Source organism: Streptomyces sp. NPDC051109 (genome assembly GCF_044455885.1).
In the GTDB taxonomy this organism is placed as follows: Bacteria; Actinomycetota; Actinomycetes; order Streptomycetales; family Streptomycetaceae; genus Streptomyces.
Genome location: NZ_JBITFF010000008.1, coordinates 244,388 through 264,867, shown reverse-complemented (window position 1 = coordinate 264,867; position 20,480 = coordinate 244,388). Strand labels below are relative to the sequence as shown.

At 70.9% G+C, this 20,480-nt stretch carries 18 protein-coding genes and 1 tRNA gene; 5 read left to right on the top strand and 14 right to left on the bottom strand.

Going from position 1 to position 20,480, the window contains the following annotated elements:
- Nucleotides 1-7: 7 nt before the first annotated feature.
- A complete protein-coding gene (gene dacB / locus ACIBAD_RS17850) occupies nucleotides 8-1,456 on the bottom strand; it encodes a D-alanyl-D-alanine carboxypeptidase/D-alanyl-D-alanine-endopeptidase (protein ID WP_398907638.1) in 1,449 nt (482 codons plus the stop codon).
- A gap of 196 nt (nucleotides 1,457-1,652) precedes the next feature.
- Here dacB and ACIBAD_RS17845 point away from each other — a divergent pair, with 196 nt between their 5' ends.
- Nucleotides 1,653-2,147, top strand: a complete 495-nt coding sequence (locus ACIBAD_RS17845) for an inorganic diphosphatase (RefSeq protein WP_030031597.1) — start codon at nucleotides 1,653-1,655, stop codon at nucleotides 2,145-2,147.
- Nucleotides 2,148-2,307: 160 nt separating this feature from the next.
- Nucleotides 2,308-3,963, top strand: a complete 1,656-nt coding sequence (locus ACIBAD_RS17840; protein ID WP_398907636.1) for a threonine/serine exporter ThrE family protein — start codon at nucleotides 2,308-2,310, stop codon at nucleotides 3,961-3,963.
- Between the two features lie 85 nt (nucleotides 3,964-4,048).
- Here the strand turns inward: ACIBAD_RS17840 and ACIBAD_RS17835 are convergent, their stop codons facing one another.
- The 6 genes from ACIBAD_RS17835 to ACIBAD_RS17810 all read right to left on the bottom strand — a co-directional run bounded on the left by ACIBAD_RS17835 (nucleotide 4,049) and on the right by ACIBAD_RS17810 (nucleotide 11,027).
- Nucleotides 4,049-4,726, bottom strand: coding sequence for a VTT domain-containing protein (locus tag ACIBAD_RS17835; RefSeq protein WP_134072485.1), 678 nt, complete (start codon nucleotides 4,724-4,726; stop codon nucleotides 4,049-4,051).
- Nucleotides 4,727-4,886: 160 nt separating this feature from the next.
- Entirely contained in the window at nucleotides 4,887-5,645 is a 759-nt protein-coding gene (locus ACIBAD_RS17830; RefSeq protein ID WP_134072487.1) for a MerR family transcriptional regulator, read from the bottom strand.
- Between the two features lie 140 nt (nucleotides 5,646-5,785).
- Nucleotides 5,786-6,298: a DinB family protein gene (locus ACIBAD_RS17825; protein WP_134072489.1), complete on the bottom strand. Its 513-nt coding sequence runs from the start codon at nucleotides 6,296-6,298 to the stop codon at nucleotides 5,786-5,788.
- A 92-nt stretch (nucleotides 6,299-6,390) separates the two neighbouring features.
- On the bottom strand, nucleotides 6,391-8,472 hold the full coding sequence (mrdA, locus tag ACIBAD_RS17820; RefSeq protein ID WP_134072491.1) for a penicillin-binding protein 2: 2,082 nt from the start codon (nucleotides 8,470-8,472) through the stop codon (nucleotides 6,391-6,393).
- A gap of 129 nt (nucleotides 8,473-8,601) precedes the next feature.
- On the bottom strand, nucleotides 8,602-10,059 hold the full coding sequence (locus tag ACIBAD_RS17815) for an aldehyde dehydrogenase family protein (protein WP_398907632.1): 1,458 nt from the start codon (nucleotides 10,057-10,059) through the stop codon (nucleotides 8,602-8,604).
- 89 nt (nucleotides 10,060-10,148) lie between these two features.
- The gene (locus tag ACIBAD_RS17810) at nucleotides 10,149-11,027 is read right to left on the bottom strand and encodes a helix-turn-helix transcriptional regulator (protein ID WP_053691382.1); all 879 of its coding nucleotides are present in this window, start codon (nucleotides 11,025-11,027) and stop codon (nucleotides 10,149-10,151) included.
- Nucleotides 11,028-11,373: 346 nt separating this feature from the next.
- Between ACIBAD_RS17810 and ACIBAD_RS17805 the strand changes: the two genes are divergently transcribed.
- Nucleotides 11,374-11,913, top strand: a complete 540-nt coding sequence (locus ACIBAD_RS17805) for an ATP-binding protein (protein WP_134072495.1) — start codon at nucleotides 11,374-11,376, stop codon at nucleotides 11,911-11,913.
- Nucleotides 11,914-12,054: 141 nt separating this feature from the next.
- Here the strand turns inward: ACIBAD_RS17805 and ACIBAD_RS17800 are convergent, their stop codons facing one another.
- The gene (locus ACIBAD_RS17800) at nucleotides 12,055-12,291 is read right to left on the bottom strand and encodes a DUF397 domain-containing protein (RefSeq protein ID WP_030158576.1); all 237 of its coding nucleotides are present in this window, start codon (nucleotides 12,289-12,291) and stop codon (nucleotides 12,055-12,057) included.
- Nucleotides 12,292-12,581: 290 nt separating this feature from the next.
- Between ACIBAD_RS17800 and tatA the strand changes: the two genes are divergently transcribed.
- Complete coding sequence (gene tatA / locus ACIBAD_RS17795; protein WP_030158578.1) at nucleotides 12,582-12,749, top strand: Sec-independent protein translocase subunit TatA; 168 nt, start codon at nucleotides 12,582-12,584, stop codon at nucleotides 12,747-12,749.
- On the opposite strand, the gene ACIBAD_RS17790 is transcribed toward tatA, so the two are convergent.
- On the bottom strand, nucleotides 12,746-13,918 hold the full coding sequence (locus tag ACIBAD_RS17790) for a DUF2786 domain-containing protein (protein ID WP_398907629.1): 1,173 nt from the start codon (nucleotides 13,916-13,918) through the stop codon (nucleotides 12,746-12,748). The genes tatA and ACIBAD_RS17790 overlap by 4 nt on opposite strands.
- 339 nt (nucleotides 13,919-14,257) lie before the next feature.
- Between ACIBAD_RS17790 and ACIBAD_RS17785 the strand changes: the two genes are divergently transcribed.
- Nucleotides 14,258-15,946 (top strand): bifunctional 3'-5' exonuclease/DNA polymerase, encoded by a 1,689-nt coding sequence (locus tag ACIBAD_RS17785; protein ID WP_134072503.1) that lies wholly within the window; start codon nucleotides 14,258-14,260, stop codon nucleotides 15,944-15,946.
- 16 nt (nucleotides 15,947-15,962) lie between these two features.
- On the opposite strand, the gene ACIBAD_RS17780 is transcribed toward ACIBAD_RS17785, so the two are convergent.
- The 5 genes from ACIBAD_RS17780 to ACIBAD_RS17760 all read right to left on the bottom strand — a co-directional run bounded on the left by ACIBAD_RS17780 (nucleotide 15,963) and on the right by ACIBAD_RS17760 (nucleotide 20,405).
- Nucleotides 15,963-16,439, bottom strand: coding sequence for a GNAT family N-acetyltransferase (locus tag ACIBAD_RS17780; protein ID WP_134072506.1), 477 nt, complete (start codon nucleotides 16,437-16,439; stop codon nucleotides 15,963-15,965).
- 4 nt (nucleotides 16,440-16,443) lie between these two features.
- Nucleotides 16,444-17,661 carry a serine hydrolase domain-containing protein gene (locus ACIBAD_RS17775; RefSeq protein ID WP_398907626.1) on the bottom strand — a complete coding sequence of 406 codons (1,218 nt, stop codon included), beginning with the start codon at nucleotides 17,659-17,661 and terminating at the stop codon, nucleotides 16,444-16,446.
- A gap of 317 nt (nucleotides 17,662-17,978) precedes the next feature.
- On the bottom strand, nucleotides 17,979-18,512 hold the full coding sequence (locus tag ACIBAD_RS17770; protein WP_398907624.1) for a histone deacetylase: 534 nt from the start codon (nucleotides 18,510-18,512) through the stop codon (nucleotides 17,979-17,981).
- Nucleotides 18,513-18,625: 113 nt separating this feature from the next.
- A tRNA-Thr gene (locus ACIBAD_RS17765) sits at nucleotides 18,626-18,699 on the bottom strand.
- 137 nt (nucleotides 18,700-18,836) lie between these two features.
- Complete coding sequence (locus ACIBAD_RS17760; RefSeq protein WP_398907622.1) at nucleotides 18,837-20,405, bottom strand: alpha/beta hydrolase; 1,569 nt, start codon at nucleotides 20,403-20,405, stop codon at nucleotides 18,837-18,839.
- Nucleotides 20,406-20,480: the final 75 nt, after the last annotated feature.

The following is a 20,480-nucleotide window of genomic DNA, read 5'->3' as shown; positions in this document are numbered from 1 at the left end:
CGATGCGCTACGAAGTGCGGGCGACGGCTGCGGCGAGCTTGTCGAGGCCCTTCTCCGCGGCCCCGGAGTCGGCGGTGTTCGCCGTCAGGAACGCGAAGGCGAGCAGTCGCCCGGAGGAGTCGACGACGGTCCCGGCGAGGGAGTTCACGCCGCTCAGGGTGCCCGTCTTGGCCCGGACGAGGCCGGCCGCCGGGGAGCTGCCGGCGTTGCGGCTGCGCAGGGTCCCGGTGAATCCGGCGACGGGCAGTCCGGTGAGCACGGGCCGCAGTTCCGGCCGCTGCGGGTCGGCGGCCTTGGCCAGGAGTCCGGTGAGCAGGCCGGTGCTGACCTTGTCGGCGCGGCCCAGGCCGCTGCCGTCGGCGAAGCGGGAGCCGGCCGTGTCGAGGCCCAGGGCGGTGAGCCGGGCGGTGACGGCCTTCTCGGCGCCCTCGAAGCTGGCGGGCTGCCCGGAGGCGAGGGCGGTCTGGCGGGCGAGGACCTCGGCGATGTCGTTGTCGCTGTTGGTCAGCATGCGCTCGACGAGCCCGGCGAGCGGGGTGGAGAGGGTGGTGGCGAGCGGCTGGGCCCCGGCGGGCGCCTTGGCCTTGGCGGGTTCGGCGGTGACCTTGACGCCGCGGTCCCCCAGCAGGGCCGCGAAGGAGCGGGCGGTCTCCCTGGCGGGGTCCTCGACCCGGTCGACGGGACCGGAGGTGGAGTCGTCGACGCGGCCCTCGTCGGCCGCCAGGGCGGTGACCGGCGCGATGTTGGGGTTCTCGCCGATCGGGTGGCGGGCGGGGCCGGTGAAGAGGGTGTCGTCGTAGCCGAGGCGCACGGAGTCGGTGCCGGCGGCCTTGAGGGCCTGGGCGGTGTCGGCGGCGAGGGCGACGAGGCTGCCGCCGGATCCGGCGGGGCTCTTCTTCTTCGCGGTGAGGGAGGGGTCGCCGCCGCCGACCAGGACGATCTCCCCGGGGCCGGCGCCGGGGGCCACGGTGGTCCGGATCCGGTGCTCGGGGCCGAGCGCGGCGAGGGCCGCCGCCGCGGTGGCGATCTTGATGGTGGAGGCCGGGGTCATGGGCTCGCGCGCCCCGGACTCGAAGAGCACCCGGCCGGTGGCGGTGTCGATCACCGAGGCGGTACGGAGGCTGCCGAGCGCGGGGTCAGCCAGCAGCGGCCGCAGCACCTCGGCGAGCCGCCCGGATTCCGCGGCCGCGAGCCCGCTGCCCGCCGTGCGCAGGGCGCCCGGACCGATCCCGGAGAGCACCCCGGGCGCGCTGGGCGCGGCCTGCGGCAGCAGCCCCGCTCCGCGGTCGCCGCCGTGATCTGCGCCACCCGTAAGGCCCCGGGAGGCGGCCCTGTCCCGCTCGGCCTTACGCTGGCCGGAGTCCCAAGGACCGGCGGCGGCCACCGCAGCCACCGACAGGGCGAGGCCGGCGACGGCCGACACCGCGATGAGCTGCCACGTCTTGACCAATGGCACCTCGGACCAGCCCCTTTCGCGATCACACATGTGCGTGAGGGACACTTAACCACTGCGTCTTGCCGCGAGCATGGCACCCCACCCGGTTGGGGCACGGGCACCTCCCAGCGGTAGCTGGGCGAGGCCGGGCCGGAAGCGCGCGCAGATGAATCAATGCAGTCTCGAAGCAATGAAGCTGATCATGGAGGAGCAGGACGTGGAGTTCGACGTCACCATCGAGATCCCCAAGGGTTCGCGGAACAAGTACGAGGTGGACCACGAGACCGGCCGGATCCGTCTGGACCGTCGCCTCTTCACCTCCACCAGCTACCCGGCGGACTACGGCTTCGTCGAGAACACCCTCGGCGAGGACGGCGACCCGCTGGACGCGCTGGTCATCCTGGACGAGCCCACCTTCCCGGGCTGCCTGATCAAGTGCCGCGCGATCGGCATGTTCCGCATGACGGACGAGGCGGGCGGCGACGACAAGCTGCTGTGCGTGCCGGCCTCGGACCCGCGCGTGGAGCACCTGCGCGACATCCACCACGTGTCGGAGTTCGACCGCCTGGAGATCCAGCACTTCTTCGAGGTCTACAAGGACCTGGAGCCGGGCAAGTCGGTCGAGGGCGCCAACTGGGTCGGCCGCGCCGAGGCCGAGGCCGAGATCGAGGCCTCGTACAAGCGCCTTGAGGCCCAGGGCGGCCACCACTGAGTCCCCTGGTTCCGCTGACTCCGCTCAGCCGGTAGCAGACTCGAACGCGACGGGCGGTACCCCTTCACCGAGGGGGTGCCGCCCGTTCGTCGTCTGGTTTCGCCGAGGACGAGACGGTTCCGCATACTGATACCCGGGCTGGTCGGGGACTGGAGGACGTGTGGCGGAGGGCGAGGGATCCGGGGGCACGGAGGACCGGAAGCCGAAATCCGACGAGGCGCACAGCGCCTTCGCTCCCCCCGCCGGAATCGAGCCGGAACCGGTCGACGAGGACCAGCCGACCTCGGAGTTCGCCGTGCCGCAGGGCGTTCCGGAGCCGGCCGGCGGGCCCGAACCCGAAGGCTCCGCCTTCGCGCCCCCGGCCACGTACAGCGCCCAGCACTCCCCGCCCGCCTACACCCCCGGCGCCGGGTTCCCCGTCTCCCTGATGAAGGAATCCCCCTGGCAGGACCGCATGCGCACCATGCTGCGCATGCCGGTCGACGTGCGGCCCGTCCCGGAAGCCGCGCAGAAGCACGCCGAGGCCGGGCCCGCCGTGGGCCGCGTACTGGACCTCACCCTGCGCATCGGCGAGCTGCTGCTGGCGGGCGGCGAGGGGGCCGAGGACGTCGAGGCCGCGATGTTCGCGGTGGCCCGCTCGTACGGGCTGGACCGCTGCGAGCCCACGGTCACGTTCACGCTGCTGTCGATCACCCACCAGCCCTCGCTCGTCGACGACCCCGTCTCGGCGAGCCGGACCGTTCGCCGCCGAGGCACCGACTACACCCGTCTGGCCGCCGTCTACCAGCTGGTGGACGACATCAGCGCGCACGAGTTCGAGCTCTCGCTGGAGGAGGCGTACCGGCGCCTCGCCGAGATCCGCCGCAACCGGCACCCCTACCCCTCCTGGGTCCTGACGGGCGCCGCCGGGCTGCTCGCCGGGGCCGCTTCCACCCTGGTCGGCGGCGGCGTGCTCGTCTTCTTCGCCGCCGCGATCGGGGCGATGCTCGGCGACCGGCTGGCCTGGCTGTGCGCCGGGCGCGGGCTGCCGGAGTTCTACCAGTTCGTGGTCGCCGCGATGCCGCCCGCCGCCATAGGCGTGGCCCTGAAGCTGGCCGAGATCGACGTACGCGCTTCCGCGGTGATCACCGGCGGGCTGTTCGCGCTGCTGCCCGGGCGGGCCCTGGTCGCGGCCGTGCAGGACGGCCTGACCGGCTTCTACATCACCGCCTCCGCCCGGCTGCTGGAGGTCATGTACCTCTTCATCGGCATCATCATGGGCGTGCTGGTCGTGCTCTACCTCGGGCTCCAGCTGGGTCCCTCGCCGAAGCCGGAGGAGGTCCTCCAGATCACCCAGCGGCCGCTGATCCAGATCGCGGCCTCGATGGTGCTGGTGTTCACGTTCGCGATCCTGCTCCAGCAGGAACGTTCCACCGTGTGGATCGTGACACTGAACGGCGGGGTCGCCTGGGTGACCTTCGGGGCCCTGCACTACGCGGGCGGCATCCCGCCCGTGCCCTCCACGGCCATCGCCGCCGGGCTGGTCGGCCTCTTCGGCCAGCTCTTCTCGCGCTACCGCTTCGCCTCGGCCCTTCCGTACACGACGGCGGCCATCGGCCCGCTGCTGCCGGGTTCGGCGACGTACTACGGGCTGCTGCTGATCGCCGAGAACCGGCTGAACGAGGGCCTCGGCTCGCTGGTGAACGCCGCCGCCATCGCCCTGGCCATCGCGATCGGGGTCAACCTGGGGTCGGAGACCTCGCGGCTGTTCATGCGGATCCCAGGAGCGGCGAGCGCCGCCAAGCGGCGCGCGGCGAAGCGGACCCGCGGGTTCTGAGCGCCCCCGCACGCGCCTGCCGGTACGCGTACGCCCCGGAGGTCTGGGAACGGCTCTCCGGGGCGTACGTACGGCTGTGGGGCGGCTAGCGCTTGGCGTGGCGGCGGCGCTCGGCTGAGGCCGGGGGCGCCTCGCCGGCATGCGCCTTCGACTCCCTGCGGGCCTTCAGCACCTCGAAGATCACCGGGATCAGCGAGAGGAGGACGATCGCGACGAGGATCGCCTCGACGTTGTTCTTGATGAAGGCGATCTGGCCGAGCCAGTAGCCCGCGACCGTCAGGCCCGCGCCCCATGCGATGCCACCGATGACGTTGTACGTCAGGAAGGTCCGGTACTTCATCGAGCCGGCGCCCGCGACCATCGGCGCGAACGTACGGACGATCGGCACGAAACGGGCGAGCACGATGGCCTTCGGGCCGTGCTTGTCCATGAACTCGTGCGCCTTCTCCAGGTTCTCCCGCTTGAAGAGCTTGGACTTCGGCCGGTTGAAGAGCTTGGGCCCGAAGACCTTGCCGATCATGTATCCGACCTGGTCACCGATGATCGCGGCGGCCGAGATCAGGGTGCAGACCAGCCACAGCGGCTGCTTGATGTACTCGCCGTTGGCGACCAGCAGACCCGCCGTGAACAGGAGCGAGTCTCCCGGCAGGAAGGCGAACAGCCCCGACTCCGCGAAGACGATGACCAGGATGCCTATCAGACCGAAGTGCGAGATCAGATAGTCCGGGGACAGCCACTCAGGGGCGAGCGCAAGCGTGTACACGAGTTCCGGGCTCTCCTGGATCGGGGGGTGTCGCGGCGGGGGTCCGCGGGCGCGTCGGACGAGACGGCGGTTTCAATTATCAACGCACAGGACCCCCTCCCGGTTCCAGGTACCGGGAGGGGGCCGTGGGGAGAACAACCGGCGGTCCGGCAGTGCCCTGCTAGACGCTGCGGACGGCGTTCGCGAGGATCGCGTCCCGCACGAACACGGCCAGGCCGGTCCGGATCTTGTCGTAGTAGGCCGTGAAGCGCTCGTCCGCGACGTACATCTCACCCAGGCACGTGTGCATCTCGTGCGAGCAGGTGTAGGAGTTGCGGTCGATCCAGCCGCGGTGCTCCTCGGCCACGTCCATGGCCTCGACGGAGTCCGCCGCCGCACCGGAGTCCAGCAGCGCGGCGAACCGCCGGTTGATCTCGTCCGCCTCGTCCTGGAATCGCTTCCAGTCCTCCTTCGTGTAGGCGGCCGTGCGGCGTGCGGACTCCTTGTACGCCTCCGTGTCGCCCCAGCGCTGGTGGGCCTCGTCCGCGTACTGGTCGGGGTCGAAGTCCCCGAAGACCTCGAACTTCTCCTCGGGCGTGAGGTTGATGCCCATTCTCTCTGCCTCCATGGCGTGCTCAACGGCCTCGGCCATCTGCTGGAGCCGGGCGATCCGGTCGGACAGGAGGGCGTGCTGCCGGCGCAGGTGCTCCCTCGGGTTCGAGTCCGGATCGTCCAGCAGGACCGCGACCTCTTCGAGCGGGAAGCCGAGCTCCCGGTAGAACAGGATCCGCTGCAGCCGGTCGAGGTCGGCGTCGTCGTAGCGCCTGTGCCCCGCGGTGCTGCGGGTGCTCGGGGAGAGCAGCCCGATCTCGTCGTAGTGGTGCAGGGTGCGCACCGTCACTCCGGCGAATCCGGCGACCTGTCCCACGGAGTAGCCCATGGTTTTCCGCTCCTCTGGTCGGTACGCCCTTCACTCTGGGTCCTCACGCCACGTGAGGTGCAAGTCCTCTCCGAGGCGAATCCGCTGGGGGCCGTCCTCGGGGCCGTCCGCGGGGGCCGTCCGCCGGGGCCGGCCTGTGGCTAGCCCATCGCCTTGGTGCCGTCCAGGGATTCCCGGATGACGTCCGCGTGGCCCGCGTGCCGGGCGAACTCCTCCACCAGGTGCAGCAGCATCCAGCGCATCGACACCTTGGCGTTCTCGGGGAACCACGGCGCCGGAGGCAGCGGGAAGGTCTCGTCCAGGCTGGGCAGGTCCCGGACGAAGGCCGTCAGCTCCTCCGTCACCCCGTCCCAGAATGCCTGGACGGATTCGATGGTCTCGTCCCCGACGAGGCGGAAGGCCTCGTTCCAGCTCTCTGCGCTGCGCTGGCTCTCGTTGACCTGCCGCTGGGCCATCCGCAGCCACGCCAGCTCGACCTCGGCCACGTGCTTGACCAGTCCGGACAGCGACAGCTCGCTGGCGCTGGGCCGGCTCGCCGCCTGCTCCTCGGTCAGTCCGGCCAGCGACTCGCGGATCGCGACGCGCTGGGATTCGACGAAGAGGAGGAGCGTGCCGCGCTCGTCGCCCAGGATCTCTTCGGAGATGTGAGCCATGGTCAACCGCCTTTTCCGTGGTTCTTGCCTGCCACCTGCTGACAAGAACCACGCTACTGAGGCTTGCGGTCAGATCCTGTCCTCAATGGACGTCACTGTGTCGCGCCCTCCGGGCGGATCGCCGGGAGCTCCGTCTGCGGCTTCGGGAGCAGGGCCTTCGACAGGTCCTGGTTGCCCTTCTCGTCGAGCCCGTACATCGACTCGTAGATCTTGCGGACCGCCGGCCCGGACGCCCCGGAGCCCGTACCGCCCTGAGAGATCGTCATGACGATCGCGTAGTCCTCGGTGTACGAGGCGAACCAGGAGGTGGTCTGCTTGCCCTGGACCTCCGCCGTGCCCGTCTTCGCGTGCATCGGGATCTGCTTCTGCGGCCAGCCGCCGAAGCGCCAGGCCGCGCTGCCCGTGGTGGCCACCGACGCGAGCGCGCCGTCGATGTCGTCGCGCAGCTCCTCGTCCATCGGCAGCCGGCCCTGCTCCTTCGGCGCGATCTCCTTGACCGAGGTGCCGTCGGCGCTGACGATCGCCTTGCCGATGCTCGGCTGGTGCATCATGCCGCCGTTGGCGATGCCCGCGTAGATCGACGCCATCTGGATCGGGGTGACGAGGGTGTCGCCCTGGCCGATGGAGTAGTTGATCGCGTCGCCCTCGCGCAGCTGGTTGCCCTGGCGGCAGTTCTCGTACGCGATCTTCTCGGCGTACGAGCCGTCCTTCTTGCCGTCCCGGCACCAGGCGGCCTTGTTCGCCTCGAAGAAGTCCTTCTTCCACTGGCGGTCGGGGACCCGGCCGTTCACCTCGTTCGGCAGGTCGACACCGGTCGCCTTGCCCAGCCCGAACTCGTGGGCCGTCTTGTAGAACCAGTCGCTCGGGTCCTTCTTGGGGTTGATCCCGCCGTCCTTCTTCCACTCCTTGTCCGCGATGCCGTAGTAGACGGTGTCGCAGGAGACCTCGAGGGCCCGGCCGATGGTGATGTCGCCGTAGCCCTGCGACTCGAAGTTGGTGAAGGTCTGGCTGCCGACCGAGTACGAGCTGGGGCAGCCGTACCGCCCGTTGAACGGGTACCCGGCGTTCACCGCTGCGGTCGAGGAGACGACCTTGAAGATCGAGCCGGGGGCCGCCTGGCCCTGGATCGCCCGGTTCAGCAGCGGGTAGTTGGATTCCTTGTCCGTCAGGGACGCGTAGTCCTTGGCGGAGATGCCGCCGACCCACGCGTTCGGGTCGTACGTCGGGTTGGAGGCCATCGCGACGATCCGGCCGGTCTTGGCCTCCATGACGACGACCGCGCCCGAGTCGGCCTCGTAGTTCTTGTGCGTGATCTTGTCGTACGTCTTGCGGGCTTCGAGCATCGCGTTGTTCAGCTCGCGCTCGGCGACCGCCTGCACGCGCGAGTCGATCGAGGTGACGACGTTCGAGCCGGGCGTCGGCTTGTCGGCCTGCGCCTGCCCGATGACCCGCCCGAGGTTGTCCACCTCGTAGCGGGTGATGCCCGCCTTGCCCCGCAGCTCCTTGTCGTACGTGCGCTCCAGGCCGGAGCGGCCCACCTGGTCGGAGCGCAGGTACGGGGAGTCGGTCTTCCTGGCCTTGGTGATCTCCGCGTCGGTGACGGGCGAGAGGTAGCCGAGCACCTGCGAGGTGTTGGCCCCGTCCGGGCCGGCGTAGCGGCGCAGGGCGGTCGGCTCGGCGGTGATGCCGGGGAACTGCTCGGCGTGCTCCCTTATCTCCAGGACCTGGTCCGTCGTCGCCTCGTCGGTGACGGGGATCGGCTGGTACGGGGAGCCGTTCCAGCACGGCTTGGGCGTCTTGGCGTCGCACAGCCGGACGCTGTTGACGACGTCGTCCGGGTTGAGGCCCAGGACTCCGGCGAGCCGGGTCAGGACGTCCTTGCCCTTGTCCTTCATCTTGGTGAGGTCGGTACGGCTGGCCGAGACGACCATGCGCGTCTCGTTGTCGGCGAGGGGCACCCCGCGGGAGTCCAGGATCGACCCGCGCACCGCGGGCTGGACGACCTGCTGGGTGTGGTTGTTCTTCGCCTCGTCCGTGTACTCCTGGCCGTTGCGCACCTGGAGGTACCAGAGCCGCCCGCCCAGCGTGAGCAGCAGGGAGAAGACGACCACCTGTATGACGACCAGGCGGTTCTGGACCCGGGGCGTGCGCCCCGTCTCCGGAATGTTGCTCAACTCAGGTCTCCCCCGGAACGCTGCCCGCCGCTGACTCGCACGAGTCTAGAGCGAGCCCGGAAGGGGAAACGAGGGCGGAAGCGGACCAGGAGGCGATCCGAGGGCGATCAGGGGGGAGATCCGGCGGGATCAGAAGGGGAAAGTGGTGCGGCCGTGCTGCACCGAGATCCACTTCTGGGTGGTGAAGGCCTCGATCGTGGCCTCGCCGTTCAGCCGGCCCAGCCCCGAGGCCTTCTCCCCGCCGAACGCGGCGAGCGGCTCGTCGCCGATCGTCGAGTCGTTGACGTGGATCATCCCGGTCTCGATCCGCTGCGCGAACCGCACGCCGCGCTCCACGTCCCGGGTGTGCACGGCGCCGCTCAGCCCGTACGGGGTGGCGTTGGTCAGCCGTACGGCCTCGTCCTCGCCCTCGAAGACCACCAGCAGCGCCACCGGGCCGAAGATCTCCTGGCCGAGCAGCGGGGAGTCCTCGGGGAGGCCGGCCAGCACGGTCGGCTCGACCAGGTTGCCGCGCGTAGATCCGCGTACGAGGGCCTGCGCCCCGGATTCGACGGCCTGGTCCACGAGCGCGGTCAGCGCGTCGGCCTGGAAGGAGTTGATCAGCGGGCCGATGTGGGTGTCGGCCTCGTGCGGGTCGCCGGTCTTCAGACCCCGCACGCGGGTGGTGAACTTCTCGGTGAACTCCTCGGCGATCGAGGCGTCCACGAGGATCCGGTTGGCGGCCATGCAGACCTGGCCCTGGTAGACGAACCGGCTGAAGACGGCCGCGTCCACCGCGTAGTCGAGGTCGGCGTCGTCGAGGACCACGAGGGCGCTGTTGCCGCTGAGCTCCAGGACCGTCCGCTTGAAGTGGCGGGCGGCGACGGAGCCCACGTGCCGGCCGACCCGGTCGGAGCCGGCGAAGGAGATGACCTTCGGGACGGGGTGGGTCAGGAGCGCGTCGCCTATCTCGGCGATGTCCGTGACCAGCACGTTGACGAGTCCGGCCGGCAGGCCCGCGTCCTCGAAGACCTTGGCGATGAGCCCGCCGCCGACCACGGGTGCGTTCTGGTTCGGCTTGATCACCACCGCGTTGCCCAGCGCCAGGGCCGGGGCGACCGACTTCAGGGTGACCAGGAACGGGAAGTTGAAGGGGCTGATCACGGTGACGACGCCGACCGGGAGGCGCTGGACCCGGTTCTCCTTGCCGTCGACCGGCGAGGCGAGGATCCGGCCCTCGGGGCGGATGGCCAGCTGGATCGACTCGCGGATGAACTCCTTGGCGAGGTGGACCTCGTACTCGGCCTTGGGCCGGGTCCCGCCGAGCTCGTCGATCATCGCCTCGATGATCTCCTTCTCGCGCTCCTCGGTGATGCGCAGGGCGCGTTCCAGGACGGCACGTCTCGCGTACGGGCTGGTGGCGGCCCACTCTCTCTGGGCGCGCTCGGCGCCGCGGTAGGCCCGGTCCACCTGCTCGACGGTGGCCACGGTGATGGCCGCGAGCTTCTCCCCGTTGTACGGGTTGACGTCGATGATGTCCCACGAACCGGTGCCGGCCAGCCATTCGCCGTCGATGTACTGGTGAGCCAGGTCGTCGAATATGGACATGCCATCCCTTACTGCGAGCGCGCACCCGTGCGCTGCACCGGAGACCGATCGGTCATCATGCACTGATCAGACGTCATACTACGTGCGAATCAAGACAGTTGGAGAAGGCCGCGGAGAAGATCCCGCGTCCGGTCGGGGTCGGGGCAGTCGGCCTGCAGCCGCTCCATCGCCCTTTCGTACTGTGCCACTTCCTCGTCTTTGTCCAGGTAGAGGGCACTGGTGAGCTGTTCCAGATAGACGATGTCCTGGAGGTCGGACTCCGGGAAGCGCAGCAGGGTGAAGGCTCCGCTCTCGCCCGCGTGGCCGCCGAAGGAGAACGGCATCACCTGGAGCTGAACGTTGGGCCGCTGGGAGACCTCGATGAGGTGCTCCAGCTGGCCGCGCATGACGTCGCGGTCGCCGTACGGGCGGCGCAGCGCGGCCTCGTCGAGGACGGCGTGGAAGACGGGGGCGCTCTCGGAGACGAGCACCTTCTGGCGCTCCAGGCGCAGCGCGACGCGGCGGTCGATCTCGGCCTTCGTGGCGCCGGGCATGCCGCGGCTGACGACCGCCTGGGCGTAGGCCTCGGTCTGCAACAGGCCGTGGACGAACTGCACTTCGTAGATCCGGATGAGCGAGGCCGCGCCCTCCAGGCCGATGTACGTCTGGAACCACCCGGGCAGCACGTCGCCGTAACTGTGCCACCAGCCGGCCGCGTTGGCCTCGCGTACGAGCCCCAGCAGGGACTCCCGCTCCGCGCCGTCCGTGACTCCGTAGAGCGTGAGGAGGTCCTCCACGTCCCTTGCCTTGAAGCTCACCCTTCCCAACTCCAAGCGGCTGATCTTCGATTCGGATGCGCGGATCGAGTAGCCGGCCGCCTCACGGGTGATGCCGCGGGATTCTCGGAGTCGCCTGAGCTGAGAGCCCAGGAGGATGCGGCGCACCACAGAACCGCTTGCTTCTGCGGTCACTAGTCCTGCCCTCCCCATCGCCATGTGTACGCGTGGTCTGCGCGTGATGTGCGTCGCCGGGGCCCCCGCACCCCAGGCCCCGCAGTCTGCCACCAAAACGCATCGGTCCGTACTCGTTCTGTAACGGAATCCCGCCTCCCGGAAAAGAAGTCCGTAAGGATGCGTAGGAAGAAATGAGCAAGAACCATCACGGGAGTGGACAGGTCCGGCGCGTGCACGTGCATCTGCCCTTGCATCCAGCTTCTGCATTCGGAACGATGGTGCCGCGCACCTGCGTGCCCTTTCGCGCCGGCGCCGGACCCACCCCGCAGTTCTTTCTGGACGGAGCGCGCCGCTCCGCCCGCGAATCCCGGGAGTGCCTCGCATGGGGACGAATGGATCGACCATGCTCGAGCCGTTACGGCAGGGGCTGCCCCCGGTCGACCCCACGGCTGTCTCCGGGTCCGCCTCCTGCGCTCTGCCCGCCCGCTTCGAGGCGGTGCGGGGCGCCCGTTCGTTCACCCGGTCGACCTTGTCGCAGTGGGGCCTCGACGAGCGCTTCGACGACGTGGCCCTCGTGGTCTCCGAACTCGTCACGAACGCGCTGCGCCACGCCCTGCCGGAGGACGCCGGGGTCGGCGGCGGACCGGGACCGGGCTGCGGATCGGGCTCGGGCGAGCCGGAGCCGACGGTACGGCTGCACCTGATGCGGTGGAGCACCCGCCTGGTGTGCGCGGTACGGGACCCCAGCGAGGACCGGCCGGGCGGATCGTTCGCGCCGGAGCGCACGCAGGAGAACTGCGATCTGGAGTCGGGGCGCGGGCTGTTCCTCGTGGACGCCTACAGCGACAGCTGGGGCTGGCACCCGCTCGCGGGCCGGCTGACCGGCAAGGTGGTCTGGGCGCTGTTCATGCTGCACGAGTAGGCGGCGGGGAGGGACGCGGGGCGCTCGCAAAGGGCCCGCTTCGACGAAAACTGGCCGGGGTTGATCATTGCGATCAGTCCCGGCCAGTGCACGTGCATGGCTTGATCAGCGCGCCGTTCCTCCGGCCGTCACTCCGGCCGATCAGGCGATCAGGTGGTCGAACTCGCCGTCCTTGACGCCCAGCAGCAGCGCCTCTATCTCGGCCGGCGTGTAGACGAGCGCCGGCCCGTCCGGGAAGCGCGAGTTGCGCACGGCGACAGCGCCACCCGGCAGCTTGGCGAACTCCACACAGGAACCTTGCGAGTTGCTGTGTCTGCTCTTCTGCCAGGTCACTCCGTCGAGTTCTGCAGCTGCCATCCCGTTGTACGCGTGGTCCACAGGAAGCCCCCGATAGTGCAGATGTCAACTGCACCGGATCATAGCTGTGTTCATAAGCGCATGCATGGGCAGATGCACGTGCACGCGGAGGGTGCTGCTTTGATCACTGTCAGGGAAGAACTCGGGTGGATCAGGGGCGAATCAGACCCTTATAAAGCCTGGATCAAGCTCCGACCGGGGCGGGCGCCGACCGCCCTTCAGGTCTTCTTCAGATTTGTCCGTGCGCGTGCAGCCCTGTTCGATGGTCGGGACCGCACCGGAATTCCCGTCACCCGTAGGGGGAAACGCGCATGCTCCGCAATGCCCTTGAGCCCTGGCACCTGATCCTGCTCCTCGTGGTCTGCGTGCTGGTCTTCGGCTCGAAGAAGCTGCCCGACATGGCCCGCTCCGTGGGCCGGTCGATGCGCATCCTGAAGTCGGAGACCCAGGCATTGCGCGGCGAGAGCGATCGCCCTTAGCGCGTCAGCGGCGGACGGCTCCCGCCCCCCATGTGCGCCCGGTCGGCGGCGGCGGTGCCGTCCTCCCAGCCCGCGTGGTCGGTGGCCCCGCGCAGCCGGGTGGTGGTGGTCCGGGGGAACATCTCGTCGGCCCGCGAGGTGACGGCCACGTCGCGGGCGACCAGGGCGGGCAGGTTGTCGGGGGCCTCGGCCGCGGTGTGCTCGGCCGTCTCGGCGAGGCGCTGGCCGAGCCGGCTGGCGTACGCGAGCAGGAAGGACTGCCGGAACGTCTTCGTCCGCTTGCGCCCGCCGGAGCGCTGCGCGGCCTCGGCCCGGGTCATGGCGGCCGTGCCCTGCACGAGCAGGGAGGTGTACAGCAGCTCGACGGCCTCCAGGTCGCTCTCGAACCCCACCACGGTGGAGAACTCGAAGGCGCTGTTCCACACGGCCCGGCAGCGGTTGGCGGAGGCGACGGCGTCCAGCAGTACCGCTTTCGCCTCCTCGTAGGGGGCCTCGACGCCGATGCGGCAGGCCGCGGGCACCTGCGCGGGCCCCTTGCCGCTCGCCGCGAGCACGGCCTCGTCGACGGTGTGCCGGGCCATCAGCTCCTGCGCCTTGGCGCTGAGCGCCTCCGCCTCCTCCGGGAACGTGGTCGCCTCGGCCTTGGCGAGCAGGGCCCGGATGCGCCCGAGCATGCGGGGCTCGATGTGCGCGTGCTCCAGGGCATCGGCGGCCGCGTCCCCCGGCAGGGGCCCGACCGGTTCGATGGAGGGCAACCGGATCAGCAGCCGGAACACTTCGAGCAGGGCGGTGGCCAGGCTGAACCGGTCGGTCTTCTCCCGCCCCACGAGCCGTTCCCCGTACGCGCCGTCCTCGACCCACCACACCTCGGCGTCGGTCCACCGCTCGGGCAGCCGGGCGTACCGCCGCGCCTCGGCGGCGATCAGGTCGCCGGTGATCCGCAGATGGCGCTCGCCGAGATCCCGCCCCACGAGCCGGAGCACATCGGCGGGCCGCCACCCCCGCTCCCAGGCCTGCCGTACGTAGGCCTCCCCGCGCCCCAACAGCTCCCGCCCGACCCCGCCCCACTGCCCGCCGTCCCCGACGAGCACGGACGCCCCGGCATCCAACCCGGCATCGTCCTGGCTGTACAGCGCGGCCTGACAAGCCCGATCGACAATCTCTCTCACCACCCCAGCTTGTCACGCCCCCCACCCCGCACCGCGGCGGGCGCCGACCGGGCCCGAACCGGCCCGAACCTGCCCGCCGGCGTTCGCGGCGCGGGGGTGGGGGGGCCGGGGGTCCGGGGTCCGGCGGTCCGGGGGGCCGGCGGTCCGGGGGGCACAGCCAGCCCGGGGGCGGGGCCGGGCACAGCCCCGGGGGGCGGGGCCGGGCGGAGCCCGGCAAACCGGAGACGGGCGGGCAGGGAGAGGCCCCGCGCAGCGGCACCCGCACCGCACCGGCCCCGCCACCGACACCGGTGCGTCGCCCGGGCAGGACTGTCAGCCCCCGGTGGGACACTCGCACCCATGAGCGACCCCACCCCCCACTGGGCCCTGGCCGAAGCCCCCGACGGCCTCTGGCACGCAATGCCGCTCACCCCCGCATCCCCCACTCCCCGCCTCGCTTTCGAAGACCCCGCGGACGCGGTCCGCTCCGCCCCCGCCCCCACCCGCTGGATCTGGCGGAGCACCGCCGCCGTCTACCCCCGCCTGCTCGCCGCAGGCGCCCGCGTGGACCGCTGCCACGACATCGAGGACACCGAGCTCCTCCTGCTCGCCCACGAAGGCCGCTACGGGGAGCCCCGCTCGGCGGCAGCCGCCTGGGCCCGCCTCACCGGCGCCCCCGTACCCCCCGATCCCCCGCAACCGCAGCGCTCCGCCACCCCCACCACCCAGGACTCCCTCTTCGACCCCCGGCCCACCTCGGCCCCCCTCCCCCTCGACGCCCTCGTCGCGATCTACCGCGACCAGGCGAGCCGCACCGCCGCCACCGCCCACCCCGACCGCATGCGCCTGCTCACCACCTCCGAGTCGGCCGCCTTCCTCATCGCCGCCGAAATGCAGCGCGCCGGCCTCCCCTGGCGTGCCGACGTCCACCGCGCCCTGCTCACCGAGCTCCTCGGCGAGCGCTACGCCGGCGGCGGCGAACCCCGCCGCCTCGCCGAGCTGGCCGACGAGATCTCCGCCGCGTTCGGCCGCCGCGTACGCCCCGACCTCCCGAACGACGTCATCAAGGCCTTCGCCGAGGCCGGGATCCGGCTCAAGTCCACCCGCCGCTGGGAGATCCAGGAGCTCGACCACCCCGCCGTCGAGCCCCTCCTCGCGTACAAGAAGCTGTACCGGATCTACACCGCCCACGGCTGGAGCTGGCTCCAGGACTGGGTGCGCGACGGCCGCTTCCGCCCCGAGTTCGTCCCCGGCGGCACCCTCACCGGCCGCTGGGTCACCAACGGCGGCGGCGCCCTGCAGATCCCGAAGGTGATCCGGAGAGCCGTCGTCGCCGACCCCGGCTGGCGGCTCGTCGTCGCCGACGCCGACCAGATGGAGCCCCGCGTCCTGGCCGCGATCTCCCGCGACCCGGCCTTCATGGAGGTCGCCGGACGCCCCGAGGACCTCTACACGGCCATCTCCCGCCAGGGCTTCTCCGGCGACCGGGACATGGCCAAACTGGCCGTCCTCGGCGCCGTGTACGGCCAGACCTCCGGCGACGGCCTGAAGAACCTGGCCGCGTTGCGCCGCCGCTTCCCCCGGGCCGTGGCGTACGTGGACGACGCCGCCAAGGCCGGAGAGGAGGGCCGCCTCGTACGTACCTGGCTCGGCCGGACCTGCCCGCCGCCGGTCGGCGCCGACGAGGACGGCGAAGCCGGCGTACCGCAGGACCGGGAGGAGGGCTGGACGCCGAGCTACGCCTCCACCAACACCCGGGCCCGCGGCCGGTTCACGCGCAACTTCGTCGTCCAGGGCAGCGCCGCCGACTGGGCCCTGCTGCTCCTCGCGGCCCTGCGCCAGGCCATCGCCGGCGCCGGGATGCGGGCCGAGCTGGTGTTCTTCCAGCACGACGAGGTGATCGTGCACTGCCCGGCCGAGGAGGCCGAGGCGGTGGCCGAGGCGATCCGCACCGCCGGCGACCGCGCCGGCCGCATCGCCTTCGGCGACACCCCGGTCCGCTTCCCGTTCACGACGGCGATCGTGCGGTGCTACGCGGACGCGAAGTAGAAGGGGCCGACCACCCTCACCCCGCCCCTGGAACGTCCAGTCCGTGGAAGTAGACGTGGAACTCCTCGCGCTCGAAGCCCTCCGCCTCGTACAGCGCCTGCGCGACGTGGTTGTCGTACGCCGTCTCCAGCTGCACCCCGGACACCCCCGCCTCCCGCGCCCGGCGCAGCACCTCGCGCAGCAGCGCCCTCCCGGCGCCGGTACGGCGGCCGGAGGGGTCGACGTACAGGTCGCTCAGGATCCACATCGGCCGCAGGGCGAGCGAGGAGAAGGTCCGGTAGACCTGCGCGAACCCGACCGTGCCGGCCCCCGGCACGTCCGCGAGCAGCACCAGCGACTCGCCGCCCCGGATCCGCTCCGCGAGGTACGCCCGCGGCGCGTCCGGGTCCTCGACCTTCACCTCGTAGAAGTCGAGGTAGCCGCGGAACAGCCCGCCCGCCACGTCGAGATCGCTGTGACCGGCGACGCGCAACACCACACCTTGATCGCTCATTCCCTCAGTGTGCGGTAACGGACTGGGCGGGCAGCGTGAAGACGTGGTCCGGAGTGACGACCTTGGTGATCGCCTCACCGAAGAGGGTGCTGGGCTCGGCGCCCTTGTAGGAGATGTCCGTGTTCAGCATCACCGCGAGCGTGGCCTTCGCCTCCGGCAGGTACACGGCCAGCGCCTGATAGCCGGGCAGTGACCCGTTGTGGCCGATCCAGCCCTGGACGTTGAAGATGCCCAGGCCGTAGCCGGTGCCGGGGAGCGCCTCGACGACCTTCAGGCGCTCGGCCTGGGTGGCGGGCTTCAGCAGCGTGCCCGTGGCCATGACCTTCGACCAGGCCTTCAGGTCTTCGAGTTCGGAGGTCATCGCTCCGGCGGCCCAGCCCCAGGAGGGGTTCCAGTCGGCAGCGTCCTCGGTCTTCCCGCTGGCGGTCTGGTCGGTGTACCCCTGGGAGTGCGGATTCGGGAACTCCGCGCCGACCGGGAAGAGCGTGTGGTGGAGCCCGGCCGGGCGGACGACCTTCTGGTTGATGTAGTCGTTGAGCCTCTGCCCGCTCTGCTTCTCGACCACCAGCCCCAGCAGGATCAAGTTGGTGTTGCAGTAGTAGAACTTGGCGCCGGGCTCGAACAGCACCGGGTGCTTGAAGGAGTACGCGAGCAGCTCCTGCGGGGTGAAGGGCCGTCGGGGATTGCTCGTGAGGGCCTTGAAGAACCCTTCGTCCTCGGAGTAGTTGAACAACCCGCTCCGCATGTCGGCGAGTTCGCGCAGCGTGATCCGGTCCCCGTTGGGCACCCCGGACACGTACCTGCCGATGGGGTCGTCCAGCCGGACCTTGCCCTGGTCGACGAGCTGGAGCAGGGCGGTCACGGTGAAGGTCTTGGTGACGCTGCCGATGCGCATGTTCATGTCCGTGCGGATCGGCTGGCCGGTGGCCTTGTCGGCGACACCGAAGGCCCGTACGTACGAGCCCTTGCCGGGGGCCGAGAGCGACACCATCACCCCGGGCACCTGGGCCTCTTTCATCACCTTCCGCACGGCGTCGTCCAACTGCCGTGCCACGGCGGGCGTGAGCTGCGGAAACTCCGCATCGTCGGCAACGGGTGCCGAAGCCGACACGACGGTCCCGGCGGGCGTATCGAGCGCGTACCCGGCGCCCACCCCGAGCGGCACCACCACCAGCCCCACCGCGGCCGCCCCCACCGCCGCCTTGCGCAACCGAGTAGACATGCCGGCCTCCTGCCACGCGTCGCCCAGGTCCAGCCATCCCAAAGTAGCCCCACCCCCACCCCCCGGCGACCGGACCCCCAGCCCCGCACCGGCCCGGTCACCCCTCGTGGGGACGCCCCGGGTCGCCGGCTCCGCCTTGATCACCCTTGGTGTGGTCCGGGGCGTCGACCGCCGCCGGTTCACTGTGTGATGTCGGCAGTCGGCAGTTCCAGTACCTGATGGGCCGTCCAGCTGCCCGCCGCGCCCGGGCACGCGGCCAAGTAGTCGGAGAGGTCCCGCTTTTCCCAGGGGCCGGATTCCAGGAGTCCGCCGGCCAGCTACCGCAGGTACGCCGCAGAAGGCATGAGCACGTCCACGTCCTGGAGCGTCCACGGCGCCCTGAACATCAGTACGGGGATGCCGTCGATCGTTCCGGGACAGATCAGGGTCTCGTAGCGCCCGCGGCCCACCTCGCAGCGGCCCTCGCGAAGAACCGTCGCGAGGTCGAGGTCGCGTCCGGGCTCCTCGCACATCTCCTGCGCCGCGATGTCGGACATCTGGCCCACCGTGACCAGATGCGCGCGTCCACGCGTACGGCCCGGGGCGGTCGGATCGTAGAAACCGCGCCCACCCGTCCACACCGGGGACTCGGTCGCGAAGTAGGGGCGGCCTGCCAGCTCCACCGCGATGGACCGCTCCGGCGCCCGCCGATCCCGGCATCCCGGGTACGTACGCGTGGCGCCCGGGGGCCTGCCTCCCGCGATGTACGCGGCAAGGCGGTCCATGTGCATGTTGGAGCCGTAGGCGGCGTACCAGACGCGGTCAGGCGCGGGCGGTGCTCCGTCGAGCGGCATCGCAGTGTGCACCGTCATACGCGTTCCCCCGGGGGAGGTCGTGAGGGCCGCCATCGGTCCGCCGGCAGGGAACGGCGTACGGAATAGCAAAAGCCCCAGGTCACGGCGAGTGAGTCCTGGGGCTTCCACAGAGCCGCCTTCGGGATTCGAACCCGAGACCTACGCATTACGAGTGCGTTGCTCTGGCCAACTGAGCTAAGGCGGCACCGCTGGGTAGACAAGTGTTCCCTTGGAGAGGAGCTCTCATCAGCAGCGGCGCCAAGTCTACAGGCTCGAACGGGGTGCCCCGAACCGCATTGCTCGGGGGTCGGACATGTATCGCATATGGGGTGATTCAGGGCGTCAGCTGCACTTCTTGCCGTCCTGCGGCGGGGTGCCCTGCAGGAGGTACGTGTTGATCGCCGTGTCGATGCAGGAGCTGCCGCGCCCGTACGCCGTGTGCCCGTCGCCGTCGTACGTGAGCAGGACTCCCGAGTCGAGCTGCTTCGCCAGGGCCTGGGCCCACTTGTACGGGGTCGCCGGGTCGCGGACCGTGCCGACCACCACGATCGGCGGGGCGCCCTTCGCGTTCAGGGCGCGGGCCTCGCCGGTGGCCTTGACCGGCCAGTACGCGCAGTTCAGCGAGGCCCAGGCGAGGCCCGCCCCGAACACCGGGGAGGCCTTCTCGAAGGAGGGCACGGCCGCGTCCACCGCCTCCGGGCCGGTGAAGGCGGGCGGCTGGTCGAGGCAGTTCACCGCGGCGTTCGCGAACATCAGGTTCGCGTACTTCCCGTCCGGCTCGCGCTCGTAGTAGCTGTCGGCGAGGCCGAGCAGGCCGGACCCGTCGCCGTTCATCGCCGCCGACAGCGCCTCCCGCAGCTGCGGCCACGCGCTCTCGTCGTACAGCGCCGCGATCACCCCGGTCGTGGCGAGGGACTCCCCCAGGGGGCGGGCCGGATCGCCGCTGGGCACGGGCTGGGCGTCGACCTTGCGGAAGAACTCCTGGAGACGGTCCGCCACCGCCTCCGGGCTGCCCTTGCCGAGCGGGCAGTCGGACTGCTTCACGCAGTCCTTGGAGAAGGAACGCAGCGCCGTCTCGAAGCCCCCGGTCTGGTCCCGGTTCATTTCGAGCGCCGGACGGGAGGGGTCCATCGCGCCGTCCAGGACGAGGCGGCCGACCCGGCCGGGGAAGAGGTCCGCGTACGTCGCGCCGAGGAGGGTGCCGTACGAGGCGCCGACGTACGTCAGCTTCTCGTCGCCCAGCACCGCGCGCAGCATGTCCATGTCGCGGGCCGCCTCGACGGTGGAGACGTGCGGCAGGACCCGCTGCGAACGGGCCTTGCAGCCGTCGGCGAACTCCTTGAACGCGGTCACCAGCCCGGCGCGCTCCGCCGCGTTGTCCGGTGTCTGGTCCACCTGCGTGAACTTGTCCATCTCGGGCCCCGTCAGGCACTGCACGGGACTGCTGCGGTCCACCCCGCGCGGGTCGAAGGAGACCATGTCGTACCGGGCGCGGACGGGTGCCGGGTAGCCGATGCCCGCGTACCCCTGGAGGTACCCGATGCCGGAGCCACCCGGTCCGCCCGGGTTGACCACCAGCGAGCCCAGCCGCTTGCCGGGGCCGGTGGCCTGGCGGCGGGCCACGGCGATGTCCACGTCCTGCCCGGACTCGGGGTGCGCGTAGTCCAGCGGGGCCTTCATCGTGGCGCACTGGAACCCGGGGACACCGCACTCGCGCCAGATCAGCTTCTGCTCGTAGTACGGGCGCAGCGCCGCCGGTACCGCGGTCGGAGCCGCCGACCGCGCGGCGACCCCGGACGAGGAGGCGGCCGCCTGCGGGCCCCCCGAGCCGGCCGAAGAGCACCCGGAGAGCAGCAGCCCGGCGGCTGCGATCACGGTTCCGGTGGTACGCAGCAGGCGACTGGTGTCCATTCTCGGAGCCTACGGCCTGCCGGGCAGCCCGGCCGGGCGGGCGCACGCCGCGGCCTCCCGCCGCCCGGTGGCGCA

Coding starts and splice junctions, on each gene's coding strand:
- ACIBAD_RS17830 (WP_134072487.1), bottom strand. CDS start 5,645: ATGGGCTACTCCGTGGGACAGGTCGCCGGATTCGCCGGAGTGACGGTG.
- ACIBAD_RS17825 (WP_134072489.1), bottom strand. CDS start 6,298: ATGGCTCACATCTCCGAAGAGATCCTGGGCGACGAGCGCGGCACGCTC.
- ACIBAD_RS17815 (WP_398907632.1), bottom strand. CDS start 10,059: ATGTCCATATTCGACGACCTGGCTCACCAGTACATCGACGGCGAATGG.
- ACIBAD_RS17810 (WP_053691382.1), bottom strand. CDS start 11,027: ATGGGGAGGGCAGGACTAGTGACCGCAGAAGCAAGCGGTTCTGTGGTG.
- ACIBAD_RS17805 (WP_134072495.1), top strand. CDS start 11,374: ATGGGGACGAATGGATCGACCATGCTCGAGCCGTTACGGCAGGGGCTG.
- tatA (WP_030158578.1), top strand. CDS start 12,582: ATGCTCCGCAATGCCCTTGAGCCCTGGCACCTGATCCTGCTCCTCGTG.
- ACIBAD_RS17785 (WP_134072503.1), top strand. CDS start 14,258: ATGAGCGACCCCACCCCCCACTGGGCCCTGGCCGAAGCCCCCGACGGC.
- ACIBAD_RS17780 (WP_134072506.1), bottom strand. CDS start 16,439: ATGAGCGATCAAGGTGTGGTGTTGCGCGTCGCCGGTCACAGCGATCTC.
- ACIBAD_RS17775 (WP_398907626.1), bottom strand. CDS start 17,661: ATGTCTACTCGGTTGCGCAAGGCGGCGGTGGGGGCGGCCGCGGTGGGG.
- ACIBAD_RS17770 (WP_398907624.1), bottom strand. CDS start 18,512: ATGACGGTGCACACTGCGATGCCGCTCGACGGAGCACCGCCCGCGCCT.
- ACIBAD_RS17760 (WP_398907622.1), bottom strand. CDS start 20,405: ATGGACACCAGTCGCCTGCTGCGTACCACCGGAACCGTGATCGCAGCC.